Annotated in this window: 20 protein-coding genes; 7 read left to right on the forward strand and 13 right to left on the reverse strand. The window is 51.3% G+C overall.

Features of this window, described 5'->3' with window-relative positions; all coding sequences use genetic code 11:
* The first annotated feature begins 9 nt into the window (after nt 1–9).
* The 5 genes from ACQGQ5_RS02410 to ACQGQ5_RS02430 all read left to right on the forward strand — a co-directional run bounded on the left by ACQGQ5_RS02410 (nt 10) and on the right by ACQGQ5_RS02430 (nt 4,163).
* On the forward strand, nt 10–669 hold the full coding sequence (locus ACQGQ5_RS02410; RefSeq protein WP_455735001.1) for a signal peptidase I: 660 nt from the start codon (nt 10–12) through the stop codon (nt 667–669).
* Nucleotides 666–1,325 carry a SipW-dependent-type signal peptide-containing protein gene (locus ACQGQ5_RS02415; protein WP_455735002.1) on the forward strand — a complete coding sequence of 220 codons (660 nt, stop codon included), beginning with the start codon at nt 666–668 and terminating at the stop codon, nt 1,323–1,325. The genes ACQGQ5_RS02410 and ACQGQ5_RS02415 overlap by 4 nt, the downstream gene beginning before the upstream one ends.
* A gap of 28 nt (nt 1,326–1,353) precedes the next feature.
* Nucleotides 1,354–2,505 carry a TasA family protein gene (locus tag ACQGQ5_RS02420; protein ID WP_455735003.1) on the forward strand — a complete coding sequence of 384 codons (1,152 nt, stop codon included), beginning with the start codon at nt 1,354–1,356 and terminating at the stop codon, nt 2,503–2,505.
* Nucleotides 2,506–2,613: 108 nt separating this feature from the next.
* Nucleotides 2,614–3,258 (forward strand): TasA family protein, encoded by a 645-nt coding sequence (locus ACQGQ5_RS02425; RefSeq protein ID WP_455735004.1) that lies wholly within the window; start codon nt 2,614–2,616, stop codon nt 3,256–3,258.
* A gap of 83 nt (nt 3,259–3,341) precedes the next feature.
* Nucleotides 3,342–4,163: a hypothetical protein gene (locus ACQGQ5_RS02430; RefSeq protein ID WP_455735005.1), complete on the forward strand. Its 822-nt coding sequence runs from the start codon at nt 3,342–3,344 to the stop codon at nt 4,161–4,163.
* Between the two features lie 178 nt (nt 4,164–4,341).
* On the opposite strand, the gene ACQGQ5_RS02435 is transcribed toward ACQGQ5_RS02430, so the two are convergent.
* From ACQGQ5_RS02435 to ACQGQ5_RS02470, 8 genes are all read right to left on the reverse strand, one after another.
* The gene (locus ACQGQ5_RS02435) at nt 4,342–4,599 is read right to left on the reverse strand and encodes an HPr family phosphocarrier protein (RefSeq protein ID WP_275712882.1); all 258 of its coding nucleotides are present in this window, start codon (nt 4,597–4,599) and stop codon (nt 4,342–4,344) included.
* A 67-nt stretch (nt 4,600–4,666) separates the two neighbouring features.
* Nucleotides 4,667–5,731: a MupG family TIM beta-alpha barrel fold protein gene (locus ACQGQ5_RS02440; protein WP_455735006.1), complete on the reverse strand. Its 1,065-nt coding sequence runs from the start codon at nt 5,729–5,731 to the stop codon at nt 4,667–4,669.
* Entirely contained in the window at nt 5,728–6,633 is a 906-nt protein-coding gene (murQ, locus tag ACQGQ5_RS02445; RefSeq protein WP_455735007.1) for an N-acetylmuramic acid 6-phosphate etherase, read from the reverse strand. The genes ACQGQ5_RS02440 and murQ overlap by 4 nt, the downstream gene beginning before the upstream one ends.
* The gene (locus tag ACQGQ5_RS02450) at nt 6,633–6,980 is read right to left on the reverse strand and encodes a PTS lactose/cellobiose transporter subunit IIA (RefSeq protein WP_455735008.1); all 348 of its coding nucleotides are present in this window, start codon (nt 6,978–6,980) and stop codon (nt 6,633–6,635) included. The genes murQ and ACQGQ5_RS02450 overlap by 1 nt, the downstream gene beginning before the upstream one ends.
* Before the next feature lie 5 nt (nt 6,981–6,985).
* Nucleotides 6,986–7,288 (reverse strand): PTS sugar transporter subunit IIB, encoded by a 303-nt coding sequence (locus ACQGQ5_RS02455; RefSeq protein WP_038323282.1) that lies wholly within the window; start codon nt 7,286–7,288, stop codon nt 6,986–6,988.
* 27 nt (nt 7,289–7,315) lie between these two features.
* Nucleotides 7,316–7,990 carry a PIG-L deacetylase family protein gene (locus ACQGQ5_RS02460; protein ID WP_455735009.1) on the reverse strand — a complete coding sequence of 225 codons (675 nt, stop codon included), beginning with the start codon at nt 7,988–7,990 and terminating at the stop codon, nt 7,316–7,318.
* A gap of 17 nt (nt 7,991–8,007) precedes the next feature.
* Complete coding sequence (locus ACQGQ5_RS02465; RefSeq protein WP_455735010.1) at nt 8,008–8,952, reverse strand: GNAT family N-acetyltransferase; 945 nt, start codon at nt 8,950–8,952, stop codon at nt 8,008–8,010.
* Nucleotides 8,945–10,297 (reverse strand): PTS sugar transporter subunit IIC, encoded by a 1,353-nt coding sequence (locus ACQGQ5_RS02470; RefSeq protein ID WP_455735011.1) that lies wholly within the window; start codon nt 10,295–10,297, stop codon nt 8,945–8,947. The genes ACQGQ5_RS02465 and ACQGQ5_RS02470 overlap by 8 nt, the downstream gene beginning before the upstream one ends.
* A gap of 245 nt (nt 10,298–10,542) precedes the next feature.
* On the opposite strand from ACQGQ5_RS02470, the gene ACQGQ5_RS02475 reads away from it, so the two are divergent.
* A complete protein-coding gene (locus tag ACQGQ5_RS02475) occupies nt 10,543–11,301 on the forward strand; it encodes a MurR/RpiR family transcriptional regulator (RefSeq protein ID WP_455735012.1) in 759 nt (252 codons plus the stop codon).
* 134 nt (nt 11,302–11,435) lie between these two features.
* On the opposite strand, the gene ACQGQ5_RS02480 is transcribed toward ACQGQ5_RS02475, so the two are convergent.
* Nucleotides 11,436–11,852 (reverse strand): carboxymuconolactone decarboxylase family protein, encoded by a 417-nt coding sequence (locus ACQGQ5_RS02480; protein ID WP_455735013.1) that lies wholly within the window; start codon nt 11,850–11,852, stop codon nt 11,436–11,438.
* 135 nt (nt 11,853–11,987) lie between these two features.
* Between ACQGQ5_RS02480 and ACQGQ5_RS02485 the strand changes: the two genes are divergently transcribed.
* Nucleotides 11,988–12,431, forward strand: coding sequence for an Lrp/AsnC family transcriptional regulator (locus tag ACQGQ5_RS02485; protein ID WP_455735014.1), 444 nt, complete (start codon nt 11,988–11,990; stop codon nt 12,429–12,431).
* A 156-nt stretch (nt 12,432–12,587) separates the two neighbouring features.
* Here the strand turns inward: ACQGQ5_RS02485 and ACQGQ5_RS02490 are convergent, their stop codons facing one another.
* From ACQGQ5_RS02490 to ACQGQ5_RS02505, 4 genes are all read right to left on the reverse strand, one after another.
* Nucleotides 12,588–13,469 (reverse strand): DegV family protein, encoded by an 882-nt coding sequence (locus ACQGQ5_RS02490; protein ID WP_455735015.1) that lies wholly within the window; start codon nt 13,467–13,469, stop codon nt 12,588–12,590.
* Nucleotides 13,470–13,635: 166 nt separating this feature from the next.
* Nucleotides 13,636–14,448, reverse strand: a complete 813-nt coding sequence (locus ACQGQ5_RS02495) for a hypothetical protein (RefSeq protein ID WP_455735016.1) — start codon at nt 14,446–14,448, stop codon at nt 13,636–13,638.
* A 90-nt stretch (nt 14,449–14,538) separates the two neighbouring features.
* Entirely contained in the window at nt 14,539–15,108 is a 570-nt protein-coding gene (locus ACQGQ5_RS02500; protein WP_455735017.1) for a 50S ribosomal protein L25, read from the reverse strand.
* A gap of 250 nt (nt 15,109–15,358) precedes the next feature.
* On the reverse strand, nt 15,359–15,577 hold the full coding sequence (locus ACQGQ5_RS02505; protein WP_455735018.1) for a helix-turn-helix domain-containing protein: 219 nt from the start codon (nt 15,575–15,577) through the stop codon (nt 15,359–15,361).
* Between the last annotated feature and the right edge of the window lie 411 nt (nt 15,578–15,988).

Below are 15,988 nucleotides of genomic sequence, written 5' to 3' on the forward strand. Positions count from 1 at the left end.
GAGGTAATTATGGAGACGGAAACAGGAACGGTTGAAAGATCGGAGCCACAGAATGACTCCCTGAAAATATTCCGAAAAATACTCAAGGCAATCGGAAATGTGTTTTTTGCCTTATTGATGGTCCTGATCGCTTTTATGCTGTTCTGCATGGTGCGCAGCAAAACGACCGGCGGCGCTCCGAAAATCGCGGGGCATTATATGCTGGTCGTGCTCAGCGGCAGTATGGCCCCCCAGTTTGATACCGGCAGTGTCGCCTTCGTCAAGCCGGTGGATGCCGCGGAGATCAAAAAGGGCGATATTATTACCTTCAAGGGTTTCGCGGGAAGCGATCAAATGACGACGCACAGGGTAGTTGGAATCAACCAAAAAACAAACGGCCTGGAATTTCTGACAAAGGGCGACGCGAACCACGCCAACGATCCCGATCCCATACCGGGAGAAGACCTGATCGGCAGAGTCAGCTTCACCCTCCCCTATCTGGGTTATTTCATGAATTTTGCCCAGACCGGAAACGGGCTGCTGCTGCTGATTATCGTTCCCGGAGTGCTGCTGCTTTTCTTCGAATGCCGCAGTTTATATCAAACTTATTCGAATTCTAAAAAGCAGGCGAAGGAAGAAAGCAGCTCAAAGGAAATTCTCACGCAAGCCGTTGGAAAGGAGGAACGATGATCAGAAAATCTGCTTTTATCAGCGTTCTCCTCGTCATTCTGACGGTCGGCATGCTGGGAGGGGCTACCTCCGCCTACTTCACCGACACACAAGCCCCCCAAGCTGAAATTACTACCGGCAACGCAGCGATTAAAGTCATAAAGACCGAATCCGGCAGCAAAAAAGAAGGCGGCTGCCACAAAGACGGTATGCAGGCAGAGGCGTCCGATTATCAGACGGAATGCCTGCCCGACTGTTGGGACGGGAGCCGCGAGTATTACGCCGTATGGACTATTCGGAATATGGGCAGCACCCCGGTCACCCTGCGGGCAAAGCTTTCCCAGAAGTGGGACAAAGAAAAGCCTTGTTTACCCATCCTGACCCGGCAGCCGGCAATAGACCCCAAACCGGTCGATGGATGGTCCCTTAAAAATTCAGTCTATTCTTACGTAACCAGAAGCAAAAATCCGGACGATCTTGTCGTGGTCCCCGGAGGAGAAGCCGTTTTTAAACTGAAATTTCAGGTAAAGGGCGGTGGGATTCTCCGGCAAAATTATAAACTGAAACTGAATCTGGACGTCATGGCTACTCAGGTGACGATGGACGCGGGCTATTCCACGATGGACGCGGACGAATCGCCGAACGGACAAGGAGAAAAGCAACCCCCACAAAATTAGAAAAAATGCAAGAGAGGTGGATGATTGAATGACCAAATCAAGAGTGAAACTTCTGACGGGGATCGTCGGGGTCGTAACGGCTGTCGCCCTGGTCGGCGGCGGGACCATGGCCTGGTTTACCGACAAAAAAGATATCGAGGGCTCCAAATTTACCGCGGGCACGGTGGAAATCCAAGCGGGCCAGTCCGTAGTGGAGGATACCGACGAATCGGGCAAACCTCTTTACTACGAAGACGTGGCGCCGGTAAGTGTTGCCAGTGTAACGAGAGGGAGCTACAAAAACGGCAATCCTCTTCCGAAGACAGGCTCCAGCAAGCGAAATAATCCGGATAAAGTTTTGGAAAGAGCGGATGGACAGGACGAAAATGAGATTTACACTATGGGCTACGGCGGGGAGATCGTCGTTCGGTTTGACAATGATAAACCTCTCCGGAAAGGCGACGTGCTGGTAATAGAAGGTACGTGGGGAAACAGCGCGTCAAACTATGTTGAAACCGCCAAGGTTTATGTAAGCGACGACAACGACGATTGGACTTATGCGGGAACGGTTTCCAATCAAACAAATCCAAAAGGCGACTACCATAAGAGCATGGTGCCCAACCCGATCGACACGGCTTACTATGTCAAACTGGTGGACACCACTCAGAAAACATTGTCGAATGGAAAAGAAAACCAAAGCGATGACGGGTTTGACATTGACTATATCTGCGGCAGAAACATCATCGACGAAGCCAACTGGAACCCGGGCGACATCAACAAGCTCGCGTTCTACGTCACCAATTCCGGAACCAAGGACATTGACGTGCGGGTAAAGCTGGAAGGCCACTGGGAAACATTCCAGAATGACAAGTGGCAGAAGGATGACAGCCTTACAAACGACGTGATCGACACCGTCGTCACTAATAATAAGAATTGGACTAAAGGTACCGATGGTTTCTACTATTGCTCCAGCAACAATAAAAACGGACTGAAGGGCGTCAACGGCGGCGAATCTCCAAACGCGACCGACACAATCGCCGTGCTCGATCTGACCGTTAAGCTCAGCGGAGATGCCGGCAACGAGTATCAAAACGCGAAGTATGTTCTGACCCCCACCTTCCAGGCGATTCAGCATTCTCACAGCGACGGCTGGAGCTGGGAAAACTTTGATACGGAGTACAACAATGTTCCCAAACCGTAAACGCAGTTCATGACGCCCGCTCCCGATCACGCGCAGGAGCGGAACCAAATCCCCGCGGAACGCGGATGATAGGTAATCTTAATAAATATTTATATGGAGGAACGAGAAATGAAATTCAAGACAAAAATTTTAACGAGTGTTCTTGCGGTCGGGCTGACCGTGGCATTGATCGGCGGCTCCACAATGGCGTGGTTCACAGACTCTAAAGAAGTCAAGGGCGCTACGTTCCAGGCAGGTACGGTAAGGCTCAGCGATGCTTCCGGCGAACTTACCCTTGAAGGATTCGCCCAGCAAAACATCAACCCCGGCGATGAGTTTAACGGAAGCCTGACCATTATCAACGAGGGGACAAAACCGGTAAAGCTCAGAATCAAGATTCCGGCGATCTCCTGGCTGGACGGCGAAGAGCCGACCGACCTGTCCACCAATAATGTAAAAGTTTTTCTCCCCGCAAATTGGGAAAAACACAGCGACGGTTATCTCTATTATACCGGAACGATCAGTGGCTACTCGCAGGGCGTTATCCCCGGAACACTGGATGACGGCACAGAATTCCCCGCCGGCACTTTAGAGCAGAGAACCATTTCCTTCGCGTTTACCGGCGTGTTCGACGGCGACCTTACGACGAACGCCTATCAGGGTATGATCTTAAATATGGGACCTTCTTCCGTTGAAGTCATTCAGGCTACCAACAGCGCGGCCTGGACAACGACTCCCGTTCCCCCGGCGATAGCTCCGGTACCGGCAGCTTAAGGATTGAAAATCAAGCAGATTCCAATAAACGGCACTTAAAAAAACCGTGCCGGTAAGGGATGGAAAAAGGAGGGAAATCGACCATGCTGAAAGCTTCGAAAACAATAAAATTTTTAATGGCGCTTCTGGTTGCCGCCCTCCTTGTCCCCGGGACGGTTTACGCGCAGGCGCAGAGCGTCGCGACGGGGTACCAGAACGACGGCCAAAGCAGCGGTCTGAGCGTTACCGCCCCGGACCCCGCGGCCGACGTCGGCAACCTGAACCCCGGCGACACAAAATCCTCCCGCCTGCTGCTGAAAAATACCGGCCGGAATACTCTGACGGTATATATGAAAATGCTGATCGAGTCAGAATCCGCGCCGAACGGCGGTTCTCTGGCGGACGGGATGACGCTGACCGTCAAAGACGGCGGCACATACCTGACGCAGGGAAAGCTCTTCCGCACGGCGGACGATGATTCCGTTCTGGTGGGCAAAATGAATCCGGGCGCGAGCAAGACGCTGGATTTTAACGTCGACCTGCCCGGCCAGGGAACCGGGAACCAGTATCAGGGCGCTTCCATGCAGGTAAAATGGGTCTTCACCACCACCTACACGACCACCAGCAGCGGGGGTGGCGGAGGCGGTGGAGGCGGCGGAGGCGGCGGAGCGGCGGCAAACGTCACTACGCCTACGGAGATCATAGGCGCGGAAAGTGTGCCGACGGTCGGAACCACCCCCGGGGAAGCAGTGGCCGTGGCACAGGAAACCGTTCCAAAAGCCAGCCCCGCCACCGGGGAACGATCCGTCAGACCGGTAGCCATTGTTGGAACAGTGGCGGGGATGATCGCAGTCTGCGCTGTCCTCTCCCTGAGAAAACGGTGGCAAAATCAAAATGTCCCGTCCGATAATCACAAGCACTATTAATGGCAGCATTTCCAGTTGATTATGCAAATGTGTTCGTATCCCTTCCCCGACGAAGGTGGGGAAGGGATACGTCTTATTGTGCAGATTAAAATGGATTTACTGTAAAACAGGAACTGCCCGTTAAACGGTACAGTTCCTGTTTTTATATAATAGATTGATCGATTCAAAAGGGGGATTCCTATAAATTTTCTTTCAATACCTTTCCCAGCGCGGCGATTGCCGCGTCTTCGTCCGGCCCTTCCGCCGTGACCCTGACTTCCGTCCCCTGCTCGATTCCCATTCCGATCACCTGGAACAGTCTGGTCAGGTCCGCGCTTTTCCCTCCCGCGTGGATCATACAGGCGGACTGAAAGCTTTTTGCCTGCTTGACCAGCATGCCGGCCGGTCTGGCGTGTACGCCGATCTCGTCACGAATGACATAGGTAATACTCTTCATGGCTGATTCCTTTCCTTACCGCCGCCGGAACAGATACTCTTCGGCGACATTTCCTGAAATAATTCCGTTATCCTTCCGGGCCGATGACAAACCTGATTCCCATACCGTTTTTGAGATAAGGCAGATACCGCAGCGCTTCCTCTTTCAGACGTCCGACCACGTTGATTCTCGGATCGGGCGGCAGCGGAACGCGCGCAATTTCCAACTCTCCCTCATAACGCAGGAAACCGGTGTTGGACAGCAGAATATCCCCCGCGCCGCACGCGGTCTCTTTTGCGGGCGCAAGCAGCCCGCGGTCCGGGACGGGGATTCCGCGCGACTCCACCGACCGGAAAACACAGTCGCTGGAATCCCGCCTGTCGTGATGAATCATTTCCGCAAGATAACGACAGCGGCGGTCCAGTTCCGCCGGCAGGCTGACAAATCCCCTGCTGAGATCCGCCCAGGCGTCCCAGGAGCTTTCCGAAAGGCTCACGTCCCCAACCAGCACCGTATCGCACGCCGCGTCCATAAAAAGCTCCAGCGCATTTTGGATAATATCCGCGCGGCGGCGGTGCGCCTCGACGGTCGGCAGCCCCTCGTACAGCGGCCCGCGCAGTATTCCGTCGCCCGGGACGAAAGCCATCGTTTGAAACCCGTATGTTTTGAGCTGCCGGTTAATCTGCGCAACAGCCGCCAAAGACAGCCCCGTCCAAGGCTTCGGGTAATAATTATGGCAGGCGGTAAAACGCGTCAGGTCCGCCCCCGCTTTCCGCCAGCCGGTGATCTCCTCAAAGGAAACCGTGGAAGCGTTGAACACGATCCGAAAGGTATGGGAAAGCTCCGCCGCCTGCCGCGGGGAATAGCCGTCGTCCAGACGGATATGGGTGACGCCCCAGTCCTGAAGGTCGTACAGGGAGCGGCAGCCGAGACGCTCCGCCGTGTCCGGCCCCACGTCCATCACCAGTTCCATCCCGTATTTTTTACAGGAGGAAAGTAGTTTTTTCGCGGAGGATTGGAGGCTGTCCCGGCTTTCTTCCGGAATCTGCAGAGAGGTAAACGCGCATCGGATCCCCGCCTCCGCCGCGCGCGCGAGGATCTCCGCGTTTTTTTCCTCCGCGGTGCCGCAATAGAAGCAAACTCCCGTATTCATTGCAGTTTCCCGGCAAGCGCTTCTCGGACCCTGCCGTGTGCACGGGCCAGCGCCTGCTCTCCCTTCTCCGCGGAAACGTTCAGCAGCAGCAGCACGATCGCGGTTTTGACCCTTCCGCCCGCCTCGCGCAGCGCGGTTTCGGCGGTTTCCCTGCCGCACTTGGCTGCCGCCATCACCATATTCTGTGCGCGTACGGTCAGCTTTTCGTTGCTGGCCTGCATATTGACCATGAGATTCTCATAGGTGTGTCCGATCTTCACCATACTGGCGGTGGAAATCATGTTCAGGATCATCTTCTGCGCCGTGCCCGACTTGAGCCGCGTCGACCCCGTCAGCACCTCCGGACCGACATCCGGCTCTATCGCCACATCCGCCTCTTTTCCGACGGCGGAGTCCCGGTTGCAGGCGATTGCCGCCGTACGGCACCCCAACTGCCTCGCGTAGCGCAGGCCGTACAGCACATAGGGAGTACGGCCGCTGGCGGCCAGCCCAATCACGGTGTCGCACGGTTTCAGCCCGATCCGTTTCAGGTCTTCCCCGCCCAGCGTACAGCTGTCCTCCGCGCCTTCAACGGCCTCAATCAGGGCGCCCTTCCCGCCGGCAATCAATCCGACGACGGTATCGGCGGAGACGCCGAACGTCGGCGGGCACTCGGAAGCGTCCAGCACGCCAAGCCTTCCGGAGGTTCCCGCGCCGATATAAATGATTCTTCCGCCGGACTGCAGGCTGGCCACGGTATATTCGACCGTCTTCGCGATCTGCGGCAGAACGGCGCGCACGCCCGCAATCACCTTTTCGTCCTCGCGGTTCATCACGGAGACGATTTCCATGGCGGACATGCGGTCCAGATTCATCGTTTCCGGGTTCCTTGCTTCGGTAGTAAAATGGGAAAGATCCGTCATTATAAAACTCCTTTGTCACTCATGGCCTGGTACAGCGCCAGAAATTCTTCCGCCAGAATGCCAAAAGCCTCCGCGCTCATCAATTGGTCTTCGGCGTGCGTCAAAAGCATGATCCGTTCATCCTTCTGAAAAACGGGGACATGATCTTCCCCGGACACTGCCCGGATCAGGTCCGCGTGAATATGGTGGCCTTTTTGAAAGGCGGCCTGCCCCTCGCGGATCAGCTCCTTTGCCTTGCCGATCTCTTTTTCGCGCGCCGCCTGTATCGCCTCGATATAAAAGCTCCGGGCGCTTCCCACTTCCGTTATGATTTCAAAAAGGACAGATTCTATATCCATTTCCTGCATATTTTTCAACACTCCATAATTTTTCTGGCTTGCATAAGGGCCTGTTTGCCGTCTACCATTCCGTAGATCCGCATATCAACGGCCTCGATTTTTTTATCGGGATATTCTTTTTTCAATTTTGACAGCATATAGCGCACCTGAGGCCCCAGTAAAACGACATCCGCACCGGGGATCACATTCGGGGCCTCCGCTACGCCGTAAGCCTGGATCTCGCAGGGAAAATCGGTTTCCTTCGCGGCATTCTGCATTCTGGAAACCAGCAGGCTGGTCGACATCCCTGCCACACACAGCAAAACTATCTTTTTCATCGTCATCCCTCGTTTCTGAAAATATATTTATTCGCTGTCTATCAGCGCGCCGTGCATATACGCCTTGGCAAAGCCGTGCTCCCCGGCCTCCACGGACCGGATCAGGGCCATGGAATGATAGTATTCGAAATACGGCATATCGTTGACCTCACCGTTAAAAATGCTGTATTTTCTGAGCCCCGCAAACCATTGATCCAGTTCCCTTTGGGTCATGGAAAGATATACCGTCGGGGTAAAACCCGCCAGGTCTTCGCAGTTTTCGCCGTAGAACAGCTGAATCTTCCGTCCCTCCCGCCGCAGCAGGCGCACGGCCTCCGTCACGGCCTCATACGTGTAATAATGCCTGGGGTGCAGGGTACCGCGGGCATGAGTAACGACACAGTCCGCTTCCTGCTCCCGCAGATAGTCCGCGAGAAGGGAAATAAACTTTCCCGTCTCCGGCAGCTCGCCGGAAAGGTAGTCCATCGCATAGCAGTCGCAGTCCAGCGCGGCCGCGGCCGCGGCGATCTCGCGGTGAAGCGCGAGATCGTATTCCTCCTTCTGTTCTTCCGTCGCCGTCGGGTCGGTCAGCCTTCCCTTTGTCACATGGACCAGCGTGCAGCGCGCGTGACGCGCCGCGTAGCGCATCAGCATCGGCCCCCCCATGATCTCCGCGTCCAAGGGATGCGCCCCGATACAGATTACCCGCTTATAGTCTCCCATATTCCGTCATCTCCGAATTAGATTTTTTTGCGGTACAGCTGATAGGTACGGTACACCTTCAGGCCGTGGCGCTCATAAAAGCGCATAGCGGCCCCGTGGGTCCAGAGGAAATAAAGGTAATAGATGCCGCGTTTCCTCATTTCCATCATCTGAAGGTCGATCAGAACGCCGCCGAGCCCCTCCGACCGCAGGGCCTCCGCCACACCGATCGGACCGAACCGCGCGTCATTCCCGTCGATCTTGCGCATACAGTAGCCGATGACGTGATCTTCCCGGTCCGTCGCAAGCAGGATCGTATCCTCAGCCTCCCGCTTGCGCAGGGCCAGCAGAATGTTGCGGACCCAGCCGGCGTCGAATTCCCGGCCCACAAAATTCAGAAGCTTTTCCATATACGGCATGGAAAAGGGATGAAAGGCAATCCCCTTTTCCGCCAGCTCTTCGATATGCTTTTCCGTTTTTTCGGGGAGAGTATAGGTAAAGAGGTCCCGCTGCATACTGACGGCGTCCGTCCCGCGCGCGTACCCGTTCCTGTCGAAAAAGGGCACGCCGCCGGGATATTGCAGGTCAACGCCGGGAGCAAAGTAATTGGGGCTGTAGGCGCACAGAGTGATTTCCTGTGTTCCCTCGGCTTTCAGCCTTGCCTCCTCCTCCTCCAGAAGCCTCTGCCCGATCCCCCGGCGCCGGTATTCCGGAAGGACAAAGAAGCTGCTGATCCAGCCCCGCTGCTCCTCCAGCCCCCGCGTCAGATAGGGATATTTTCTTCTGATTCCCAGGCTGAAGCCGGCCACATGCCCGTCAACGACGGCAGCCAAAGCCAGTTCGGGGTCGAAGTTCTCGTCAAGAAGAACCTCCTGGATAAAACGCTCCCGGGTAATCGTATCATAGAACAGGGAGGCATTCCAGCCGGAAACAATCTCATCGATGTATTCCTGCCGATAAGGGTGTATTTCTATTTCAGACATTCTTACTATCTTCCTTTTGATTTTTGTATTCTTTTTCCTCCGCGAGTTCCTGTTTCTCCATGACTTTGAAGAACGGCAGGAACATAAAGAAAATAATGACCATATTGATCAGAGTGATCACCAGGGCCTGCAGCTTAAAGCCGCTGCCGATAAAGGACGCAAGCGGGGCGGGCATTGTCCATACGACCATGGACACCATCGGCGGTGTGATCCCCAGAACGCCCAGAATGGCGTTGAGGATAAACAGCACGCTGAAGCCCAGCACCCACGGCACGAACATCAGCGGATTGAGCACGACCGGCAGGCCGTACATCACCGGCTCGGCAATGTTGAAAATCGTACCCGGCAGGGAAAGCTTTCCCAGGACCTTGAAGCGCTTGGCCTTGCTCATGGTGCAGAGCAGCGCAAGCGGGAAAACGGAGCAACGCACGTAGAAGTTGATCCACTGTTCCGTAAACATATACGGAATCACCTGATGCGCCGCAAAAGCGTTGATGTTGTCGGTGATCATCGTCGTCCAGATCGGCTGCATGACGGAAGAAACGATATTGGAGCCGTGCAGGCCGACAAACCACAGGATACGGTCGAGGAAGAAGCCCGCGAACTGCGCGACCGGTCCGCTGCCGCCAACCACAAGGTAGGCGCAGAGCTTGTTGAGCAGGGCCAGAAAATCAAAGCCCGCAAAGCCCTGACCGAGGATGGCGCAAACAACAACGACCACGGACACCGGAATCATGCTGGTGAAGGCTGCCGCAATCATCGGCGGAACGGATTCCGGCATCTTGATGGTGATTTTTTTGCCGATCAGGAAACGGTATACCTCTATGGCAAGAATGCTGATCAGGATGCCGCCGAAAAGGCTGGGTGAGCCGAGAACATAGGCGGGCCAGTCGAAATTTTCACTGAGCTTGGCAAAGTTAATAAAGCACAGGAACGCCACAAAGGATACGACCGCCGCCGCAATCGGACTGACGTTTTCGTCCTTCTTGTGATAATAATCTCCTAGAAAATATCCGTTCAGCACCGCCGTAATCAGAGCGAGCAGATTAATGGTTACAAAAACCACCTGCAGCAGCCACGGCCGGCAGGGTTCCACAACCGCGCTGATCGCGTTTGCGACACCGGGAAGGTTCAGGCCGCCGTCTTTTCCGAATAAGCCGCTCAGATTCAGGATCAGAGTCGCCGTCGCTCCCAGAATCATATACGGCATCAGCGTGACGAACGTGCGCTGAAGAGCCTCCAGATACCGGACCTGTGAAAGCCTCAGCAGCGGCGGCGCCACCTTTTCCTCAATCAGATTTGTCACACGGTCGAGAAGCCCGCTTTTTTTTGTCTGTTCCCCCATAACTGATCTCCTCCTTAAGCGTTTGTTTTTTTCATGTATGTACCTCACGAGAAAAACCGGCCGGTTTTCTAACCATAGTATAGCGGAACCGAAAGACAAAATCAATACATTTACCAAAAGTTTTGGGAAATTTCTTAAAATTCTGCGAAGTTTCCCAAATCCGGCATATTAACGACCGGATTCTCTCAAAATTTTTCCCTTTTGTGCATGTTTTATGATATAATACAAAAAAGAGGAGAATAAAAATGAATCCAATTGAACAAATCAAGCTCTGCGAGCCGCAGTTTACGCGTTCCGACCAGAAAATTGCGCAATACGTTCTGGAGCATCTGGATGTGATTGCTTCCTACCCCATTATTGAAATTGCGAATAAAGCCGACGTTTCCAAGTCCGCCCTGCTCCGCTTCTGCCAGAAGCTGGGCTACACCGGTTTTTCGGAATTTAAATACGAGGTGTCGAAACATCTGCTTTCCGGTTCCTTCAAGGACCCGAACGCCGTCAACGGCAGCAACGATATCGTCAATATTTATCTTTCCTGTATCAGCCATATCCCATCCCATATTTCGGACGGCAAAATCAAAGAGCTCTGCAGCCTGATCGTTCATGCCGATAAGATCAAAATTTACGGCGTTCATGAAAGCGGGCTCTCCGCCAGCTATTTTGCTTTCCGGCTTGCCTCCCTTGGGATTGACGCGGAAACGATCACGCTGCCGGGAGTTTTTAATGAAAAAGCCAGCTTTTCCGACGCGCGGGATCTGAATATCTTTATCTCTGTTTCCGGTATGACGGAATGCGTCGTCGAGGCGGCGGGCACGTCGTTCCTCCAAAAGGCGAAAACCGCTATGATTACGCAGAACAGCAAAGCAAAATACGCGAACCGGTATGACAGCCTTTTGATCATTCCTTCTCTGGAAACGGATAAAAACAAGCTGTTTCTGGACTCTCAGGCCATCTTTTACATCTGCATCGATCTGATTATCAACAAGCTTGCCGAGCATCTATAAAGGGGAACGTGCCTTTTACAATGCCCGTCAGGAGAGGGCGGTTTGGATAAAAGCTTGGTTCAGTATAACAAAAACGGAGTCTGTGCCGCGGCGCAGACCCCGTTTTTCGTTTTATACGGCAATGTGTAAACCACTCAAATTTGGCAGCTTGGCCCTAAGTCCAGTAAGGCTCCGAATCTTTGGCAAGCCGTGATAAAGCAAATAAGCGCCAAAAGCTCCGAAATCTCGCCGTCTGTAAACGTCTCTTTCAGCACGCCGGATTCTTCGTCACTGATATGTGTTGTTCTGCCGGACAGATCTGCCATATGGACAGCCAGCCGCGCCCGCTCATCCATTTCCGTTTTTGACGGAGCCCCCTTGGCCTTACAGTATTCACAGCCGTTATGAAAAGCCAGGGTGCGCCGGACTTCCTCTTTTAATTCTGCGGGAAACGTATCGCTGGAAAAAATACATTCTTCCAGAGAAGCCCATTTCTCCAATATTTCTTTATTATGCCCTAACAGCTGCTGAAACGGTGTAAGCCCGTTTTGTGAAAAAGAAATGATTGCCATAATTTTTCCTCCTAATAATGTGTTCCATTGACAAATCAATTATAGCAGGAATATAATAAAAACTGTATCTTATATGATATGATATTACTATATTTATATTTCTATTGATATATATATTTGAAAAGAGTGTTTTAAATGAAAATAGACGAAATCGATGTGCAGATTTTGCATGAGTTGCAGGCAGACAGCCGGATTTCCATAAGGGAGTTATCTAAACGAATCAATCTTTCACCGCCTTCTGTTACCGAGAGGGTGAGAAAACTTGAGGATCATAACATTATTGAGGGATACACCGTCCGTTTAAACAAAAAGAACCTTGGCTTTGCAATCGATTGTATCATTGAAGTCACAATGAGAGATGGACAATACGAGAAATTTAAAAGTTTTATTAAAGATTATAAGCACAGTGAATGGTGCTACAGAATTGCGGGCGCTGCGTGCTTTATCGTTAAATTGTCAGTCGCTTCTTTAGAGGATATCGAACAGTTTATAAATGCCATATCCCCATATGCTCTGACGAAGACGTCCATTGTTTTTTCAAAAGTGGAAGTGAATAGCAGTATCAATAAGTTTTTTTAAATTTCATTTTTCAACAATCTCTCCCACTTTCCCGGTACGCGGGCTATCTTTTTTTCTCCGTACCTGCGTTGGGGGTACTCTTCCACCATCCGCAAAAAACAGTCCGTCCAAAAGGCCGGACTGTTTTTTTTCCGTATTTACGCCGGGGTTCAGGCCCTAAGAAAGCGGATCTTCAATGAACCCAATTCCCGCCGCACCGGGGCCGGAATGCGCCCCCACAACAGCCCCAAGTTCACTGTGATAGATGGACCCCGAAAAATTTGTTATTTTTCTAAAATAATGAACGGCATAATCAATATCTTCCTGGAATTCTGCATTTTGAAAAGTAACAATCATTTTATTGAGATTGGTAATTCGTGAAACCGCGACGTCCACCATGGTTTTCAAAGAATGTTTTCTTCCTATTACGACCTTCACCGGGTGCACAACGCCGCTGATGAATTCACACACCGGTTTGATCTGGACGAGTTTACCGACAAAAACGGCGGCTCCTCCGATTCTTCCGCCTGACTGCATATATTTTAAACTGTTCACTACAAAAAGCGTATTTGTTTTTTCGACGATCTTATGAATGAGATCGATCATTTCCTGGAAACTTCGACCGCTTTTAATAATTTTAGCAATTGCAATTTCTAACGCGGCTTGTCCGCAGGCACAAGTATTGGAATCAATGACTTCGATCTGTACGTCCCTGTTTTTTTCCATAAAAAAGTTTTTTGCCATAATGGCGTCCTGAAAGCTGGAGGACAGCTTGGAAGAGATTGTTGTGACAATATAGTTTGTAATCCCCCTGGCATGTTCTTCTTCAAATACTGCCAGCCAATCGTTCATATTGGGAGCCGAAGTTTTGGGAACATCATCCGGATATTCGTCCATATGCCTATAGAAATCAGCTAAGCGATAATCAAGGTTTTCCCTGCGGTAATCGGTGTCTTCAAACTTCAAATAAAAGGGTACTTCTCTAATCTGATTTTGCTCAATGAAATCCCGCGCTAATCCCCCTGAAGAGTCTATAACCTGACATATCAATTCATTCATTTATCCGCACCCTTATAAATTAGTTTGTAGAACCCAGGCTCGTCATGCTCACTTACTTTTTGGAAGAGTTTCATGATTGATAATTTCAATTATATTCTCTGCTCTTATGCTTTTCAAGTTTATACTGGATTTTTCTGTAAAAAAACAAAAGCACACCGGTAAGCCGTCACTGCGCCGCTTTTGACCCGTTTTCTATCATATTGATTTCCATAAGAGGGCGCAGACGGTTTAATTTACAAAAATACCGGTAAAACGCAAGCGCCGATTCCTGCTGTTCCGTATTTTCAAGCAGCCGTGTCATTTCGGACAGTATGTGATTCATCACCGTGCCGGAACAATACTTAAAGGCCGTGTTTCCCCAGCGCGGCGTCGCATCCTGACCGAAATACTCCCAAAACAGCAGAACCTTCCCGGACGGGACGCGCATTCGATACTCCGGGTGTCCCTCGATCAGTCCGTCATGCACATCCTTGCCAAAAAAATCCTCTCTGACCATGAACGCGCCTATCATCCGCCGGTCCTGCTCCGGCCTCTCTCTCTGGCGTTCAGTCAGCAGGCATACCGAATTTGGCTTCAGTCTCTCCGCAGTTCGCGGCTGTCCTTTTGAATACCCGCTTAAATACCGTCCCGTCGAAACGATACAGGTCTTGCAGATCTGTTCCGCATGTTCCGGCATAATGTCAAAGGCGGCGTGCGAGTTGGCTGTTATGGGGAAATTGAGCAATTTTTGCCTGCGCTCCTGTTCTGCAAGCTCCGCCTGACGCTGCCGATTGAATTCGGCTTCCTTTTCAGCAATTTGTGCCGTGATATGCCGCTGCATATTCTTATCTTTCAGGACCAGGTACTCCCTGAACGCGTCCGGATAGATAAACTTTTTTTCTCCTTCAGGGAAGCTCACCGTTATTGTATCGGCAGTTAAAGCCGTAACGACACCGGGGCCGAATGTCTTATGCTTAATTGCCTGACCGTTAATATCCATTTTTCTCCTTTCTAATGTGAAAAAGAACTTCTCATCCCGACCTGGCGACCAGAGATGGAAGCTCTTTTCAAAATGCGGCGGAGATAAAGATTATTGCTCCGTACTCACATCGGCATCGGCTCGTTTTTTTTCGCTGATGCGCAGAACAATATTACCCGCATCGGCCTGCAGTTCGATTTTATCGCTTTGAAATTCCGGGATATCACCGATCGTAAGCGTTGTCCCGATCGGCATATTTTCAAGATTGACCGTAACGGTATCGAGCAGATATTCCGGTTCGGCGGCGTGAGGAACCTGCATCTGCATCTGCTCCAGAACGCCCGGCACTTTTTCCTTGTTGATAAGCACAATATCGGCAACGCTGTTGAACTTTTTTCCCGCCGCCAATACCTGGAAGCTGACATGGACTATTTCGTTGTTCATGCTGTTATATTCCAAATCCTTAATGAGCGTCGGATAGGTTTTCCCATCTACCTGAATATTCACCTTGCTTCCGTTGCGCTTGGTTCGCAGGAGTTGCCTTGCCGTCCTCTGATCGATCTGGACGGAGAGCGATTCCTTCAATCCTGCGCCATAGATAACGCACGGCACAATGCCTGAACGCCTCAGTTGCTTGGCCTTTGCGGCCGGGTCGCGCTTTTGCGCCAAAATGGTATTCATCTTAGCTCCTCCTACTAAAAAATTTTTGGTGTCTTGTAAAAAAGAAGGGCTTTTTATAGTACGCCAATCAGCGCAATACCAAAAGCCCTTCTTAAAGACGGTTCTTTTATATTTGATTCTGTTAGTCAGTATAACACAGATTTGAGAAAAAAGCAAATCTGTAAGATTTGTCTTACACGTCTAACGTGTGGGTTTGGGATACAAAAACAAAGACATGGTGTCTGGTACTATACTGCTGTTTTGGCTTGAACTACCGGTTGGTTTTCTTATTGTTGGTACGCCCTAAAATATAGTCTACGCTAACACCGTAGAAATCCGCCAAAGCACAAAGGACGTGCGGTGGAACCATCCGCTGACCGCTTTCATAGTAGGCATAGCTGCGCTGAGGTACATTGATTGCTCTGCCGACTTTTTCCTGCGTTAAATCCGCATCCTCGCGCAGAGAACGTATACGCTTATATTTTTCCATTAATATCACCGATACCAGTATAGATAAGAACAATTTGTTCTATTGACATTTTGAACATATTGTTCTAAAATATACTTTAGGTGAATAGAATGCCAGATTATAAAGAAATGTATTTGAAGATGTTACAGGCATCCGAACAGGCTGTCAATATCCTGATTGAGGCACAACGAGAATGTGAGGAGCTTTATATATCCTCGCCGCAGCCTGGACCCCACGCAATTCCGTTACCATTAGAAAACAAAAAAACTTGAATGAGCTATCATTCCACAGTTCACTTTTTGAAAACGTACGGAGTTATTATCTTGCTACCTCGTCTTGGAGCGGGAGAGTGGTCGTACATTCGTCCGCGTTCCGCGAGTCCCTGCTTTTTTCCCGGTGCGCAGGCCACCCCTCTTTTTCTCCGCACCTGCG

The organism is Caproiciproducens sp. (genome assembly GCF_053840905.1).

Excerpts from the sequence above, each read along its gene's own strand:
- ACQGQ5_RS02465 (WP_455735010.1), bottom strand. The coding sequence starts at position 8,952 with ATGTCTGAAATAGAAATACACCCTTATCGGCAGGAATACATCGATGAG.
- ACQGQ5_RS02440 (WP_455735006.1), bottom strand. The coding sequence starts at position 5,731 with ATGAATACGGGAGTTTGCTTCTATTGCGGCACCGCGGAGGAAAAAAAC.
- ACQGQ5_RS02500 (WP_455735017.1), bottom strand. The coding sequence starts at position 15,108 with ATGAATACCATTTTGGCGCAAAAGCGCGACCCGGCCGCAAAGGCCAAG.
- ACQGQ5_RS02430 (WP_455735005.1), top strand. The coding sequence starts at position 3,342 with ATGCTGAAAGCTTCGAAAACAATAAAATTTTTAATGGCGCTTCTGGTT.
- ACQGQ5_RS02415 (WP_455735002.1), top strand. The coding sequence starts at position 666 with ATGATCAGAAAATCTGCTTTTATCAGCGTTCTCCTCGTCATTCTGACG.
- ACQGQ5_RS02495 (WP_455735016.1), bottom strand. The coding sequence starts at position 14,448 with ATGGATATTAACGGTCAGGCAATTAAGCATAAGACATTCGGCCCCGGT.
- ACQGQ5_RS02505 (WP_455735018.1), bottom strand. The coding sequence starts at position 15,577 with ATGGAAAAATATAAGCGTATACGTTCTCTGCGCGAGGATGCGGATTTA.
- ACQGQ5_RS02475 (WP_455735012.1), top strand. The coding sequence starts at position 10,543 with ATGAATCCAATTGAACAAATCAAGCTCTGCGAGCCGCAGTTTACGCGT.
- ACQGQ5_RS02485 (WP_455735014.1), top strand. The coding sequence starts at position 11,988 with ATGAAAATAGACGAAATCGATGTGCAGATTTTGCATGAGTTGCAGGCA.
- ACQGQ5_RS02480 (WP_455735013.1), bottom strand. The coding sequence starts at position 11,852 with ATGGCAATCATTTCTTTTTCACAAAACGGGCTTACACCGTTTCAGCAG.
- ACQGQ5_RS02410 (WP_455735001.1), top strand. The coding sequence starts at position 10 with ATGGAGACGGAAACAGGAACGGTTGAAAGATCGGAGCCACAGAATGAC.
- ACQGQ5_RS02455 (WP_038323282.1), bottom strand. The coding sequence starts at position 7,288 with ATGAAAAAGATAGTTTTGCTGTGTGTGGCAGGGATGTCGACCAGCCTG.
- murQ (WP_455735007.1), bottom strand. The coding sequence starts at position 6,633 with ATGACGGATCTTTCCCATTTTACTACCGAAGCAAGGAACCCGGAAACG.
- ACQGQ5_RS02450 (WP_455735008.1), bottom strand. The coding sequence starts at position 6,980 with ATGCAGGAAATGGATATAGAATCTGTCCTTTTTGAAATCATAACGGAA.
- ACQGQ5_RS02435 (WP_275712882.1), bottom strand. The coding sequence starts at position 4,599 with ATGAAGAGTATTACCTATGTCATTCGTGACGAGATCGGCGTACACGCC.
- ACQGQ5_RS02420 (WP_455735003.1), top strand. The coding sequence starts at position 1,354 with ATGACCAAATCAAGAGTGAAACTTCTGACGGGGATCGTCGGGGTCGTA.
- ACQGQ5_RS02470 (WP_455735011.1), bottom strand. The coding sequence starts at position 10,297 with ATGGGGGAACAGACAAAAAAAAGCGGGCTTCTCGACCGTGTGACAAAT.
- ACQGQ5_RS02490 (WP_455735015.1), bottom strand. The coding sequence starts at position 13,469 with ATGAATGAATTGATATGTCAGGTTATAGACTCTTCAGGGGGATTAGCG.
- ACQGQ5_RS02460 (WP_455735009.1), bottom strand. The coding sequence starts at position 7,990 with ATGGGAGACTATAAGCGGGTAATCTGTATCGGGGCGCATCCCTTGGAC.
- ACQGQ5_RS02425 (WP_455735004.1), top strand. The coding sequence starts at position 2,614 with ATGAAATTCAAGACAAAAATTTTAACGAGTGTTCTTGCGGTCGGGCTG.